Here is a 14,039-nt window from a genome sequence, read left to right on the forward strand (position 1 = left end):
ATGGATGTTGTTCATCTATCGGGCATAGCGTAATCAAAGCGACGTGACCATAAGCCATTTATGGGATCAGAGATCCCAAAACCCCCACTGAGAGGACCCCTTGGGTGATCTTGCGGGCGTCTCCGGCGGCTTCCGGCCGGTGCGCCAGGGCCCAGGCGTGGCCCGATGGCGGCGAACGCCGGGCCGTGGCCGGCCGCGGGGAGATGTCCGGGGCGTAGGTGCGGATCACGGTCATCACCTTCTTCCGACGCCGCGGTGGCGCCTTGGCTGTGACCAGAACCCCTAACGATCCACTTCCCATCCGTATCACTCGGATATATAGACAGTCAATATAGATGAGTGATATAGATGAGGTATGGATGAGACACCCGAAGAGGGTCTCCAGGAGGTGGCGGCGGCGCTGAACGAGCTGGCCACCGGGCTGGTCAGGCATCTCCTGTCGGACCGGCAGGGCATGAGCCTGACCACCGTCGCGGCGCTCGGCCGGCTGGAGCGGGAGGGCCCGATCCGGCTGACCGCGCTGGCAGCGGCGGAGGGCATCGCCCAACCGTCGATGACCGCGCTGGTACAACGACTGGAACGCCAGGGCCTGGCGTCGCGGATGGCGGATCCCGAGGACGGGCGTGTCTGCCTCGTCGCCATCACGGATGCCGGGCACGAGCTGCTGGCCGAGCGCCACCGCGCGCAGCGAGCCCGGGTGGCCGGCCTGCTGACCGCGCTGCCCGATCAGGACGTGCAAGCGCTGAGCGAGGCCATGCACGCGGCCTTGCCCATCGTCCGCCAGCTGCTCCGGGAAGTCCCGTCGCCCCGCACCACCCGTGGCGGAACGGCTTCCTGAACCCCCGGGGCACCTTCTTCGAGATCTCCTCCCGCAGGCGGCAGGACCTGCTCCGCTGCCCCGTCTCGCGCCCCGCGCGCGCCGGGCCCCGATCCCGCCACCTGCCCTCCCATCGGACTTCCGAAAGGGCGGAGAACCATGAGCACCATCTCGGCATCCGGCACCGACGTCCCGCCGGCGGAGGTACCGGACTACCCCATGACCCGGGCAGCCGGCTGCCCGTTCGACCCACCGCCGACCCTGCACACCCTGCAGGAGCAGGCCCCGATCAGCCGGGTGCGGCTGTGGGACGGCAGCACCCCGTGGCTGGTCACCCGCTACGAGGACGTGCGGACCCTGCTGGCCGATCCGCGGATCAGCTCGGAGAGCACCCACCCGCACTACCCCCACCAGAGCCCGGCCACGAAGGAGCGCCGCAGGCAGTCACGGACCTTCATCACCATGGACGATCCGGAACACGCCCGGCTGCGCCGGATGGTCACCGCGACCTTCGCCATCAAGCAGGTGGAGGCGCTGCGGCCGACCGTTCAGAAGATCGTCGACGACCTGATCGACGCCATGCTCGCCGGGCCCAAGCCGGTGGACCTGGTCCAGGCGTTCGCGCTGCCGGTGCCCTCACTGGTGATCTGCGCGCTGCTCGGCGTCCCGTACGCCGACCACGACTTCTTCCAGGCCAACAGCAGGCTCCTCGTCAAGCGCACCACGACCCCGGAGCAGGCACGGGCTGCCACCCAGCAGCTGACCGACTACCTGGACCGGCTGATCGGCGACAAGCTCGCCCACCCGACCGACGACCTGCTCTCCGCCCTCGCCGGGCGGGTCAGGGGCGGCGAACTCTCCCGACACGAGGCGGCCAACATGGGGATACTGCTGCTGATCGCCGGGCACGAGACCACCGCGAACATGATCGCGCTGGGCACCCTGGCCCTGCTGCAACACCCCGACCAGCTGGCCCGGCTGCGCGCGAGCGACGATCCGAAGCTGATCGCCTCGACGGTCGAGGAACTCCTGCGCTACCTGACCATCGTGCACAGCGGACGGCGCCGCGTGGCCCTGGCGGACATCGAGATCGGCGGGGTCACCATCCACGCCGGCGAAGGCGTCGTCCTCGCCAACGACATCGGCAACCGCGACCCCGCCGCCTTCCCCGACCCCGACCGGCTCGACGTCGCCCGCAACCCCCGCCACCACGTGGCCTTCGGCTTCGGCGTCCACCAGTGCCTGGGCCAGCCGCTGGCCCGGGTCGAGCTTCAGGTCGTCTACGGCACCCTCTACCGCCGCGTCCCCGCCCTGCGGCTCGCGGTCGATCCGGACCGGATCCCGTTCAAGCACGACGGGAACGTCTACGGCGTCTACGCGCTGCCCGTCACCTGGTGAGCGCGGACAAGAACCGTGCGGACAAGTGCCGTGCGGATGAGTGCCGTGCGGACAAGTGCCGTGCGAACAAGGAGGATTCCGATGAAAGTCATCGTCGACCAGCACAAGTGCGTCGCCTCCGGCCAGTGCGTACTGACCGCGCCCGAGGTGTTCGACCAGCGTGAGGAGGACGGCATCGTCGTCCTGCTCACCGAGACCCCGCCCGACCACCTGATGGACGACATCCGGCAGGCCGCCGTCCTCTGCCCGGCCCAGGCGATCTGGGTGGCGGAACAGGAGAAAGCGGAGCAGGAGGAACAGGAGGGCGAACAGTGAAGCGGATCGTCATCGTCGGGGCCTCGGCCGCGGGCCTGACCGCGGCCGAGACCCTCCGCCGCCGGGGCTGGGACGGCCACCTCACCCTGATCGGCGACGAGCCCCGCCCACCCTACGACCGGCCACCGCTGTCCAAGCGGATCCTGACGGGTGATTGGCCCGCCGAGCGAGCCGTCCTGCGCTCCCCGCACGAGCTCGCGCGCTTGGAGGCCGACCTGCACCTCGGACAGCCCGCCACCGCCCTCGACGCCGCGGGGCACCGGGTACGGCTGGGCGGTGGCGAGAGCATCCGCTTCGACGGTCTGGTCATCGCCACCGGGGTGACCCCCCGGCGCCTGCCCGGCACCGATCTGGCCGGGGTGCACGTCCTGCGCACGCTCGACGATGCGCTCGCCCTGCGAGCCGCGCTGCTCGCCGCGCCCCGGGTGGTCGTGGTGGGCGCCGGCTTCCTCGGCACCGAAGTCGCGGCGGCAGCCCGGATCATGGGCCTGGAGGTGACCGTGGTCGAGCCGGAGCCCGTCCCGGTGCGCCGCCCGTTCGGCGAGCGCATCGGCGCCCTCGTCGCCGACCTGCACCGCGCCCACGGGACCCGGCTGCGCTGCGGGATCCCGGTGCGCCGGCTGCGCAGCGCAGGCGGCCGGGTGACCGGGGTCGAGCTCGGCGACGGCACCACGCTGCCGACCGACCTCGTCGTCCTGGCCGTCGGCGCGACCCCCGCGACCGGCTGGCTGACCGGCTCGGGCCTGCGCCTGGGGAACGGGGTGGTGTGCGACGCGTGGTGCCGGGCCGCACCCGGCATCTACGCCGCCGGCGACGTCGCCTCCTGGCACAACCCCCACTTCGGCACCCGCATCCGGCTGGAGCACCGGATGAACGCCACCGAACAGGCCGTCGCCGCGGCCGGCAACCTGCTCGGCGACGCCACCCCGTTCGCCCCCGTGCCCTACTTCTGGACCGACCAGTACGACACCAGGATCCAGGCGTACGGCATCTTCCCGCCCGACGCGGACCTACGCGTCCTCTCCGGCGACCCGTCCAACGGCCGCTTCACCGCCGCCTACGGCCACCGAGGAGTGGTGGTCGGCGTGCTCGGCTGGAACGCCCCCCGCGAACTGCGCATGCTGCGCCCGCTGGTCGTCGAGCGCGCGCTCTGGACCGCCGTCACGGACGCCGGGCCGTGTCCCCCACTGACGGTCGACCGTTGGTGGGAGAGCACACGACCTCGAACACTCGGGGTGTACTCATGACCTCCGCCCCCCGGTCAGGGACCGAGTCGCGTCGGTGCCATGGGCGAATGGGGTCGGCGGGGGCCGGGCCCGGCCGCCTTCACCCCCGGGATGACCACGTCGGCGTCGGCGTCGCTCAGAACAGCAGCTCCCCCGACGGATAGCCGTTGCCGATCTTGACAGGCGTGGCGTAGCCTCCGACGGCGTCCCGCGCCAGGCCTCGTGGGACCGGCTCCGCGTCCCGACCGGCTGACAGAAGGGGGTGAGCGTGGGCGACGACGACCTGTCCGTCCGGGTGTCCCCGCGCGCGATCTACGACGAGATCGTAGGCATGCGCTCCGACGTCCGGTCCCTGGGTGGGCAGACGCAGGAGGTCCGCGATCAACTCGCCGACCACGAGGCCCGGTGACGAACTCTGGAGACGCGGAAGTACGCACTCCCGCTGGCGACCGTCGCCACCGTCGTCGGCGCCGTCGTCCAGCTCATCCGCTAGTTGGGAGTGCTGGTGGGCTGCTCACCCGTGATCGAGTCATAGATCTTGCCATACATGCTGTGACCAGGACCGTCATACTCCCACGGCGACTGCGCGGCGGGGTTCGGCTGGCCGTCCGAGTAGTAGATGACGCTGCCGTTGTCCACAAGGGAGAAGTGACAGGCGCTGGGGCTGCTGGGGGAAATCCGGGTCGGATCAATGGCCTGCGCGTCGTGGAGGCCATCGGGGTAGGAATGCAGTTCGATCTTCACTACTGCCTCGCAGTAGGTCGTCCTGAGAGTCCACTGACCCTCGGCCGCGTGAGCAGGCGGTCGGCTGTCGAACTCCCGTCCCGGGCTGGTGGTTGAGGTCCATTCCGCCCGGGGCGGGGTATTACCCCTACCGCACGGCAGGTACTCGCTACGCCCTCGGGTGTAGCGGGAGCAACACCGTTCCCCCAGGCCGAAACGAGAGAGGACGCTGACCATGGGAGACGAAAACAAGGGTGGCCCGAACGACGGCAAGGGTGGCGGGCACGCCAAGCCCGGCTCTCCGGCCATCGGCCCGAATCCCTCGAAGGACGGCCAGAACCCGACCCCGGCACCGAAGCACAAGAAGAGTTGACCCCCGAACAGCAGCGGGCCGCACTGGTGGCGGCGCTCACCGACACCGGTTCCCTGCCCACCGAATGGGCTCCGGCCTTCGCCGCCGTGCCGCGACACGCGTTCCTCCCCGACACCATCTGGGCGGACGAGGACGGCGGCGACACCGAGTGCAGCCGGTCCGAGGAGCCTGAACGGTGGATGCGGCTCGCCTACAGTGACCTGCCGATCGTCACGCAGTGGGACGACGGGGCCGTGGACGGCGACCGCAGTACTCCCACGTCGTCGGCGTCGATGCCCACGATGGTGGCCGAGATGCTGTCCGACCTGGACGCGGTCTCCGGGCATCGGGTGCTCGAGATCGGGACGGGCACGGGCTACAACGCGGCGTTGTTGGCACATCGCCTGGGCGCCGAGATGGTGTCCACCATCGAGGTGGACGCACAGGTCACCGCGCAAGCCCGCACCGCACTTCGCAGTGCCGGCTACACCCCCGAAGTCGTGTGCGGGGACGGCTCGCTCGGGTGGGGCGTGCGCGCGCCGTACGACCGGATCATCTCCACTGTGTCTCTGCGGGACATCCCGCCCGCCTGGGTAGCTCAAACCCGGCCGGACGGGGTGATCGTCAGCCCCGTCTCTCCACTGCTGGGCGGTGGGGCGGTCGCGCGGCTCACGGTGGGCAGCGACGGGACGGCAAGCGGTCCGTTCACCCGATCGGCGGCGTTCATGATGCTCCGCCAGCAGCGCTACCAGGGAACTCCGGTGGATGCCTACCTGCCCGGTGACTGGCCGGGCGACTCCGGGCAGTCCTGGACGAGCCTTGACCCCGAAGCCATCGGGGACGACTGGTTGGCTCAGTTCGCCTGCGCCCTCGCCCTGCCGGATGTGTACTACCGGCGGAACGGGTTCGGTTCGGGTTGGACGTGGTGGCTGTTTGACACGGCGGTCACGTCCTGGGCAACGGTGGACTCCGTGCCCGGGGAATCCCGGTTCGAGGTCCGCCAGTCCGGGCCCCGGCAACTGTGGGACGAGATGGAGGCCGCCTACACCCGGTGGACGGCCTCCGGGCGCCCCGGCTACGAGCGGTACGGGCTCACGGTGACACCTGCCGGACAGACAGCCTGGTTGGACGAGCCAGGCAACCCCCTCCCGGGGCACCGCAAGTAGAGAGATGACCGGGCCCGGGGTTTCAAGCGATCAGACCCGCTTGCTTCCCCGCGCCCCTTGCTCGCGCAGAGCGGGAATCGGCTTTCCTCTCGATGGCGTCGTACTGCGGCCGGCACACCTCCTGGGGGAAGACCCGGTCCCTCCGCGCGGAGCCGCCGGACGGCCCGCGGTCAGTCCGCGCCGGGCGGGAGCCAGCGCAGGGCGAACCAGAGCTCCATCCGGACCTCCGCGTCGCCGAGGTCGACCGCGAGCAACTCGCCGACCCGGGCGATGCGTTGGCGCACGGTGTTGCGGTGGAGCTGGAGCGCCGCCGCGGTGCGGTCCCAGCTGCCGTGCAGGGCGAGCCAGGTGCGCAGGGTCTCCCGGAGCACGGCCGGCCCGGGGGTACCCGCGGCGGTCAACGGGGCGAAGGTGCTGCGGGCGTGGGCGGCGGCGTCCTCGGGGGCGACCAGGGTGTGGACGCTCGGCCCGACGGCCTCGCGGTGGTGGACGGCGGCGGCACCGGTGGCCAGCGCATGACGCAGGGCCCGGTCGGCCTGGGCGTCGGCGATCCTCAGCTCCGCCGTGGGGGCGGGCGCGCTGACGCCGAGCGTCCAGCCGAGCCGGGCGGCGGCTTCGGTGTCCACGACCCGGTCCGGAGCCGCCGAGCCGGGCAGCAGCGCCCGCAGCCGGGCGCCGTCCAGGTCCAGGTGCGGCGTGCCGAGGGCGGTACCGAGGGCGGCGAGTTGGACGGCCTCCCCGCCACCGCCCGCCCGGCCGGTCAGCCGGCCGTGCACCACCACCCAGGCCCCGTCGGGCGGCAGCAGGGCGGCCGCCGCCTCCTGCGGCGCGGCGCCGAGCAGCAGCCGCACCAGGGCTCCCGCACTGCGGGCGTCCGTGCCGAGCGCGTGCCGCGGGCTGGTGAGCAGCGAGAGCAGCACCACGGCCACCCCGGCCACGGACCGGTGGACGGCGGTCGGCGGCTCTTCGGCGGCGGTGACGAGCGTGAGCGGGCCGCCGGAACCGTCCGAGCCGGGCAGGGTCCGCACGGTCAGGTGCCGCCCGGCGTGGTGCTGGGCGGCGGCGGTCGGCGGCTGGGCGCGGCCTGCGGCACGCACGGTGGTCCGCTCCGCGAGGGCGCGCAGTTCGGCCGGGACCGGCCCGGGCGGGCGCACTCCGGCGCTGAACAGTTCGACGCCGCGCCCGTCCAGCAGTGCCGTCCAACCGCCCAGGTGCACGGCGAGCTGTTGGACGACCGCGCGCAGCGCGTCGGGGCGGGCGGCCGCGGAGGCGAGTGCGGACTGGGCATCGGAGATCTGCCGCAGGCCACGGTGGGCGGCTTCGGCCATCGCCGAGTAGGCGGCCCGGCCGACGGCGACGAACGGGGTGCCGTCGGGCACCCGCAGCAGGGGCAGACCGTGCCGGTCGCAGGCGGCGACCAGGTCGGCCGGCACCTCCTCGTAGACCGGTGCGACGCCGAAGCCGAGGGCGGCGGCGCCCGCTTCGACGACGCAGCGCACGTAGGCGTCGATGCCCTCGGCGTCCTGCGGAAGGCGGACGCCGGCGGTGAGCAGCAGTTCCCCGCCGAGCAGGTAGGGGCCGGGGTTCTCGACCTCGGTGGTGCCGACGGTGCCGATCAGCCGGTCGTCGACCGGGCCGGCGATCCGGCGCAGTCCGAGCACGGGGTCGGCGAGCAGGGTGGTCAGCGGGACGGCGGGGCTGCCGGAGGCGGGAGCGGGGGCTGGCTTCGGCACGCCGGCGGCCTTTCGTCGGAGGTTTTGCACATCTGACCCCACGATATTGGATGAAACCGATACTTCTGCAGGCCAGGCGGGGCGGTTTAGGTTCAGCGCACGGCGCTTTCCGCTCGGGCACCCCCGGCCCGTCCCACCCGTTCCCCGCCCTCCTGTGAGCCCTGGGCCCTGAGCCCTGCCAGTCCCGCTCGTCGCCCCGCCCGCTCCCCCACCCACAGCCCTGGCCCGACCCGCTCCCCCAGCGCGTCCGGCCGGATCGGAGGACCCCCATGACCCTCGACTACGTCGTGATGATCGGCTACCTGTTGGGCATCGTCGGCGTCGGCTGGTGGGGCAAGCGGCGCGCCTCCTCGAAGGCGGACTTCCTCGTCGCGGGCCGCCGCCTGGGCCCGGTGCTGTACACGGGGACGATGGCCGCCGTCGTCCTCGGCGGTGCCTCCACCATCGGCGGCGTGCGACTCGGCTACTCCTACGGCCTGTCGGGCGCCTGGATGGTGTTCGCGATCGGACTCGGCCTGCTGGCGCTGAGCATCCTCTTCTCCGCCCGGATCGCCCGACTGCGGGTGTACACCGTGGCCGAGATGCTGTCGCTGCGCTACGGCGGGGCGGCGAGCGTGATCTCCGGCATGGTCATGTGGGTCTACACCCTGATGCTCGCGGTGACCTCGACGATCGCCTACGCCAGCGTCTTCGACGTGCTGTTCGACGTGCCCCGCTGGGCGGCCGTGGTGATCGGCGGCACCATCGTGGTCGGCTACTCGGCGCTCGGGGGCATGTGGTCGATCACCCTCACCGACATGGTGCAGTTCGTGGTGAAGAGCATCGGGGTGCTGTTCCTGCTGCTGCCGGTCGCCGTCGTGAAGGCCGGCGGCCTCGCCCGGCTGAAGGCCGAACTGCCCTCCGGCTACTTCTCGTTCGGCTCGATCGGTGGCGACACCGTCTTCACCTACGTGCTGATCTACACCTTCGGCATGCTGATCGGCCAGGACATCTGGCAGCGGGTGTTCACCGCCCGCACCGACCGGGTGGCCACGTACGGCGGCACGGTGGCCGGCGCCTACTGCCTGGCGTACGCCGTCGCCGGCGCGGTGATCGGGATGGCCACCAAGGCGATCTACCCTCAACTGGCCAGCCCCGACAGCGCGTTCGCGACCATCGTGAAGAGCACGCTGCCGGCCGGGGTGCGCGGCCTGGTCCTGGCGGCCGCGCTGTCCGCGATGATGTCGACCGCGAGCGGCGCGCTGATCGCCTCCGCCACCGTGGCCAACAACGACATCTGGGCCCGGGTACGCCCGCTCATCGGCCGGGGAGGGCCCGGCACCGCGGCCACGGACCATGACGAGGTGCGGTCCAACCGGCTGGCGATCGTGGCCCTCGGCGCGCTGTCGATCGGCGTCGCCTGCGCACTGGACGACGTGATCTCGGCGCTCACCGTCGCGTACAACCTGTTGGTCGGCGGCCTGCTGGTGCCGATCCTGGGCGGGCTGGTCTGGCGGCGCGGCAACCTGCCGGGCGCGCTCGCCGCGATGATCGCGGGCGGCGGCACCGTGATCGTGTTGATGGCCGCCAAGGGTGTCCTTGCCAACGAGCCGATCTACTTCGGTCTCGGCGTGAGCCTGGTCGCCTACCTGGCCGTCAGCCTGGCCACCCGCCCGACCGACGCCACCGTGCTGGAGCACTGGCGCGGCCGGCTCGCCGGGCGGACCGAGACCCCGGCCGCCCCCACCGCCACCGCCCCTGCCGCCGCGCTCTGAGAGGAAGCCTCATGGGCCTGCCCGCCGCACCGACCGTCACGTCCGGACCACCCGCCCCGCTCGGACCGTCCGGACCGTCCGGACCGACGGCGCCGCCCGCACCGGCCGAGGCCCGGTTGCGCCGCGAACTCGCCGCCGTGTACCGGCTGGTCGCCCACTTCCGGATGACCGACCTGATCTTCACCCACATCTCGGTCCGCGTCCCCGGCCCCGAGCAGCACTTCCTGATCAACCCGTACGGCCTGCTGTTCGAGGAGATCACCGCCTCCGACCTGGTCAAGATCGACCTGGCCGGGAACCCGGTGGAGCCGACCCCCCACCCGGTCAACCCGGCCGGCTTCGTGGTCCACAGCGCCGTCCACGCGGCCCGTCAGGACGCCCACTGCGTGCTGCACACGCACACCCGGGCGGGCTGCGCGGTCGCCGCCCAGCGGGACGGGCTGCTGCCCCTCAACCAGATCTCGATGGAGTTCCACGACCGGGTCGGCTACCACGACTACGAGGGCGTCGCGCTCAACCTGGCCGAGCAGGAGCGACTGGTCGCCGACCTCGGCGGGCACCCGGCGCTGATCCTGCGCAACCACGGCCTGCTGACCGTCGGCCGCACGCCCGGCGAGGCCTTCCTGCGGATGTACTACCTGGACAAGGCCTGCGAGATCCAGATCGCCGCCCAGGCCGGCGGCGGCCCGCTCGTCCTGCCGTCCCGCGAGACCGCCGAGCTCACCGCCCGCCAGCTGACCGGCCAGGAGCACGGATCCGACCTCCAGGACGACCGGGCCGCCGAACTGGCCTGGGCCGCCCTCCTGCGCCTCGCCGACCGGATCGCCCCCGACCACGCGAACTGACCCCGTCGACCCGGCGCAACCCCCGCCCGCCGACGCCCCGACGCCGACTCCCCGACAACGCCCCGACAGCGCCCCGCCCGACCGACTCCAGGAGCTGCCATGAGCACCGCCCCCGACCCCCACGCCCCCCACAGCCCCCTCGGCCCCACCGACTCCTCCCGCGTACCGCGCTACGCCGGGCCCGCCACCTTCGCCCGCCTGCCCCGGATCGACCAGGTCCCGCGCGCGGACGTCGCGGTCGTCGGCGTGCCCTTCGACACCGGCGTCTCCTACCGGCCCGGCGCCCGCTTCGGCGGCAACGCGATCCGCGAGGCCAGCCGGCTGCTGCGCCCCTACAACCCGGCCCAGGGCGCCTCGCCGTTCGCACTCGCCCAGGTCGCCGACGCCGGGGACATCGCCGCCAACCCCTTCGACATCCGCGAGGCGGTCGACACCGTCGAGGCAGCCGCCGGCGAACTGCTGGACACCGGCGCCCGGCTGATGACCCTCGGCGGCGACCACACCATCGCGCTTCCGCTGCTGCGCGCCGTGGCCCGCCGGCACGGGCCGGTCGCGCTGCTGCACTTCGACGCCCACCTGGACACCTGGGACACCTACTTCGGCGCCGAGTACACCCACGGCACACCGTTCCGCCGGGCCGTCGAGGAGGGAATCCTGGACACCTCCGCCCTCTCCCACGTCGGCACCCGCGGGCCGCTCTACGGCAAGCAGGACCTCACCGACGACGAGAAGCTCGGCTTCGGCATCGTCACCTCCGCCGACGTCCTGCGGCGCGGCGTGGACGAGGTCGCCCAGCAGCTGCGCGAGCGGGTCGGCGACCGCCCCCTGTACATCTCCATCGACATCGACGTGCTCGACCCGGCGCACGCCCCCGGCACCGGCACCCCCGAGGCCGGCGGACTCACCTCGCGCGAGCTGCTGGAGATCCTGCGCGGCCTGAGCGGCTGCCACCTGGTCTCCGCCGATGTGGTCGAGGTCGCGCCCGCGTACGACCATGCCGAGATCACCGCCGTGGCCGCCTCGCACACCGCCTACGAGCTGACGACGTTGATGGCCCGTCAGATCGCGAGCGAACGGGCGGAGCCAGGTCCGCGAGCCGGTGTGGCCGGCCGCCCGGACGGCCGCGCCGACGCCGACGCCGACGCCGACGCCTGCACGGAGTCCCGCGACGCCGCCGGCGAGGTGCGCGCATGACGCACCCCCGCAACGGCGGCGACCTGGTGGTCGAGTCACTCGCCACGCTCGGCGCCCGATGCGTCTTCGGCCTGCCCGGCCAGCACGCCCTCGGCCTGTTCGACGCGCTGCGCCGCTCCGACCTGCGCTACGTGGGGCTGCGGGTGGAGAACAACGCCGGCTTCGCCGCCGACGGTTACGCCCGCACCGCCGGGACGGTCGCCCCGCTGTTCCTGTCCACCGGGCCCGGCGCGCTCACCTCGCTGGCCGCGCTCCAGGAGGCCGCCGCCGCCTCCGTGCCGGTGCTCGCCGTCTCCAGCCAGATCCCCTCGGCCGGGCTGGGTGGGCGGCGGCGCGGCTACCTGCACGAACTCGTCGACCAGCAGGCCAGCTTCCGCGACGTGGTGAAGTCCGTGCACACCGCCCGCACCCCCGCACAGATCCCCTCCGCGCTGGCCGCCGCCTGGGAATCGGCGCTGAGCGCGCCGTACGGGCCGGTGTGGGTGGAGATCCCGCAGGACGTCCTGCTCGCGCCGGTGACCGTACCGCCGGTCACCGGGCTGCGCACCGAACCCCGGCCGCCGACCCCCCGCCCGGAGCTGATCGCCGAGGCGGCGGTGCTGCTGGCCGAGGCCGAGCGCCCGGTGATCCTGGCCGGAGGCGGTGTGGTCCGGGCCGGAGCCAGTGGCGAACTGCTGCAGCTGGCCGAGCTGTTGCGGGCCCCGGTGGCCTGCACCTTCGGCGCCAAGGGGGCCTTCCCCTGGGAGCACCCGCTGTCGCTGCGGTCCTGGCTGGAGGACCGCTACACCACCGACCTGCTGGAGGACGCCGACGTCCTGCTCGTCGTCGGCTCCGGCCTGGGCGAACTGTCCAGCAACTACCACACCCTGGCGCCGCGCGGCCGGATCGTCCAGATCGAGGCCGACGCGGGCAAGCTGGAGGCCAACCACCCGGCCTTCGGCATCCACGCCGACGCCCGCCTCGCCCTGGCCGCCCTCTCCGACTCGGTACCGGCCGCCGTACCGGACGGACGGGCCGAGGCGGTCACCGCAGAACTGCTCAGGCGCGTCCGGGAGCGGATCGACGGCCAAGGGCTGGAACTCGAACAGGACTTGCTGGCGTCCGTTCGCCACGCGCTACCGGACGACTCGCCGGTCTTCTTCGACATGACGATCCTCGGATACTGGGCCTGGTCCGCCTTCGACGCCCGCCGCCCCGGAGCGATGCACTCCGCCCAGGGCTCCGGCGGCCTCGGCTACGGCTACCCCGCCGCACTGGGCTCCGCCGTGGCCGCGGGCGGCCGCCCGGTCCTCGCCGTCTCCGGCGACGGCGGCGCGATGTACTCGATCGCCGAACTCGCCACCGCCCGCCAACTCGGCCTCAACGTCACCTGGTTGATCATCGACGACGGCGGCTACGGCATCCTGCGCGAGTACATGACGGGCGCCTTCGGCGAGGCCACCGCCACCGAACTGACCCGCCCGGACTTCGTCCGTCTGGCCGAGTCCTTCGGCGTCCCGGCCGCCTGGACCACACCCGACGACCTCGCACGGGACCTGGCCTCCGCACTCGCCGCCCCGGGCCCCAACGTGCTGGTCCTGCCCACCGTGCTGCGGATGTTCGCGCCCACCCACCTGGACGCCTGAGCCACGGAGGGGGCGCGACGGCCCGGCCTTGCCCGCGCCCGGCGCGCTCCCCCCGTCGACCTGATCGCACACCACCACGCACCCCGGCCGTCCGACGCCGTTCCGCCGGCCCTTGGATAGGCTGCCGGGATGGCCCTCGACTCCCCCCGGCTGCTCCGCGCCGACGCCGCCCGCAACGCGGAGAAGATCATCCGGGCTGCCCGGGAGGTCTTCACCGAACAAGGCCCCGACGCCCACCTCGACGACGTGGCACGCCGGGCTGGCGTCGCGGCCGCCACGCTCTTCCGCCGTTTCCCCGACAAGGCCGCGCTGCTGCGGGCCGTACTCGACCAGCGCTTCGCCGGACTCGTCCGTCCCGTCATCCAGGCTGCCGCCCACGACCCCGACCCCGCTGTCGGACTGGCCCGCGTACTGGAAGCGGCCCTGGAATCGGTGGCCAGCGACTACAACGTCCTGGCCGCCGCCCGCACCGCCGGCGTCCTGACCCCGGCGACCGGGCAGGAGTTCTTCACCGCCCTCGACGCCCTCCTGGCACGTGGTCAGCACGCGGGCGCGATCCGCGCCGACCTCGTACCCGACGACCTGCACCGCATCGTCGTCATGCTGGTCTCGGTGCTGTGGACGATGGAACCCCGCGAGGACGGCTGGCGCCGGTACCTGGCCCTGGTCCTCGACGGCCTCACCCCCACCGGGGCCCGCCCGCTGCCCTGCCCCGCCCCCGAGCTGCGCACCCGCACCCCCTGACGCCGAGGCGGGTGGCGGCCGCCCCCCCCGGGGGGCCCGCCCCCCCCCGCCGCCCCCCCGCCCGCCGCAGCGGGTTCGCCGCGGCCGGGCCCAAGGCGGCCGCCAGGCGGGCCCGGGCCCGCGCCCGGCCGCCCCGCCCCGCAGCGC

General features: G+C 73.1%; 13 protein-coding genes and 1 pseudogene. 12 read left to right on the plus strand and 2 right to left on the minus strand.

Annotated features, from left to right (window positions below):
* Positions 1-355: 355 nt before the first annotated feature.
* The 5 genes from ACIPLC_RS36640 to ACIPLC_RS36660 all read left to right on the plus strand — a co-directional run bounded on the left by ACIPLC_RS36640 (position 356) and on the right by ACIPLC_RS36660 (position 4,165).
* Entirely contained in the window at positions 356-838 is a 483-nt protein-coding gene (locus tag ACIPLC_RS36640) for a MarR family winged helix-turn-helix transcriptional regulator (protein ID WP_400477389.1), read from the plus strand.
* A 138-nt stretch (positions 839-976) separates the two neighbouring features.
* Complete coding sequence (locus tag ACIPLC_RS36645; protein WP_400477390.1) at positions 977-2,215, plus strand: cytochrome P450; 1,239 nt, start codon at positions 977-979, stop codon at positions 2,213-2,215.
* A gap of 81 nt (positions 2,216-2,296) precedes the next feature.
* Positions 2,297-2,530 (plus strand): ferredoxin, encoded by a 234-nt coding sequence (locus tag ACIPLC_RS36650; protein WP_363633301.1) that lies wholly within the window; start codon positions 2,297-2,299, stop codon positions 2,528-2,530.
* The gene (locus ACIPLC_RS36655; protein ID WP_400477391.1) at positions 2,527-3,777 is read left to right on the plus strand and encodes an NAD(P)/FAD-dependent oxidoreductase; all 1,251 of its coding nucleotides are present in this window, start codon (positions 2,527-2,529) and stop codon (positions 3,775-3,777) included. Before ACIPLC_RS36650 ends, ACIPLC_RS36655 begins: the two co-directional genes overlap by 4 nt.
* A gap of 247 nt (positions 3,778-4,024) precedes the next feature.
* Complete coding sequence (locus ACIPLC_RS36660; protein ID WP_400477392.1) at positions 4,025-4,165, plus strand: hypothetical protein; 141 nt, start codon at positions 4,025-4,027, stop codon at positions 4,163-4,165.
* 80 nt (positions 4,166-4,245) lie between these two features.
* Here ACIPLC_RS36660 and ACIPLC_RS36665 read toward each other — a convergent pair whose 3' ends face one another.
* Positions 4,246-4,500 carry a hypothetical protein gene (locus ACIPLC_RS36665; protein WP_400477393.1) on the minus strand — a complete coding sequence of 85 codons (255 nt, stop codon included), beginning with the start codon at positions 4,498-4,500 and terminating at the stop codon, positions 4,246-4,248.
* A 214-nt stretch (positions 4,501-4,714) separates the two neighbouring features.
* Between ACIPLC_RS36665 and ACIPLC_RS36670 the strand changes: the two genes are divergently transcribed.
* Together ACIPLC_RS36670 and ACIPLC_RS36675 are read left to right on the plus strand one after the other, a co-directional pair.
* Entirely contained in the window at positions 4,715-4,852 is a 138-nt protein-coding gene (locus tag ACIPLC_RS36670) for a hypothetical protein (RefSeq protein ID WP_400477394.1), read from the plus strand.
* A 26-nt stretch (positions 4,853-4,878) separates the two neighbouring features.
* Complete coding sequence (locus ACIPLC_RS36675; protein WP_400477395.1) at positions 4,879-5,997, plus strand: methyltransferase domain-containing protein; 1,119 nt, start codon at positions 4,879-4,881, stop codon at positions 5,995-5,997.
* 170 nt (positions 5,998-6,167) lie between these two features.
* Here ACIPLC_RS36675 and ACIPLC_RS36680 read toward each other — a convergent pair whose 3' ends face one another.
* Entirely contained in the window at positions 6,168-7,730 is a 1,563-nt protein-coding gene (locus ACIPLC_RS36680) for a PucR family transcriptional regulator (RefSeq protein ID WP_400477396.1), read from the minus strand.
* A gap of 269 nt (positions 7,731-7,999) precedes the next feature.
* Here ACIPLC_RS36680 and ACIPLC_RS36685 point away from each other — a divergent pair, with 269 nt between their 5' ends.
* The 5 genes and pseudogenes from ACIPLC_RS36685 (at position 8,000) to ACIPLC_RS36705 (ending at position 13,892) form a co-directional block, all read left to right on the plus strand.
* Entirely contained in the window at positions 8,000-9,484 is a 1,485-nt protein-coding gene (locus tag ACIPLC_RS36685; protein WP_400477397.1) for a sodium:solute symporter, read from the plus strand.
* A gap of 11 nt (positions 9,485-9,495) precedes the next feature.
* The gene (locus ACIPLC_RS36690; protein ID WP_400477398.1) at positions 9,496-10,329 is read left to right on the plus strand and encodes a class II aldolase/adducin family protein; all 834 of its coding nucleotides are present in this window, start codon (positions 9,496-9,498) and stop codon (positions 10,327-10,329) included.
* 99 nt (positions 10,330-10,428) lie between these two features.
* A pseudogene (speB, locus tag ACIPLC_RS36695) lies at positions 10,429-11,406 on the plus strand (agmatinase); the annotation flags it as partial.
* Positions 11,407-11,519: 113 nt separating this feature from the next.
* Positions 11,520-13,148 (plus strand): thiamine pyrophosphate-binding protein, encoded by a 1,629-nt coding sequence (locus ACIPLC_RS36700; RefSeq protein WP_400477399.1) that lies wholly within the window; start codon positions 11,520-11,522, stop codon positions 13,146-13,148.
* Between the two features lie 129 nt (positions 13,149-13,277).
* On the plus strand, positions 13,278-13,892 hold the full coding sequence (locus tag ACIPLC_RS36705; RefSeq protein ID WP_400477400.1) for a TetR/AcrR family transcriptional regulator: 615 nt from the start codon (positions 13,278-13,280) through the stop codon (positions 13,890-13,892).
* The last annotated feature ends 147 nt before the right edge of the window (positions 13,893-14,039 follow it).

This window comes from Kitasatospora sp. NPDC086801 (assembly GCF_044745805.1).
GTDB lineage: Bacteria > Actinomycetota > Actinomycetes > Streptomycetales > Streptomycetaceae > Kitasatospora.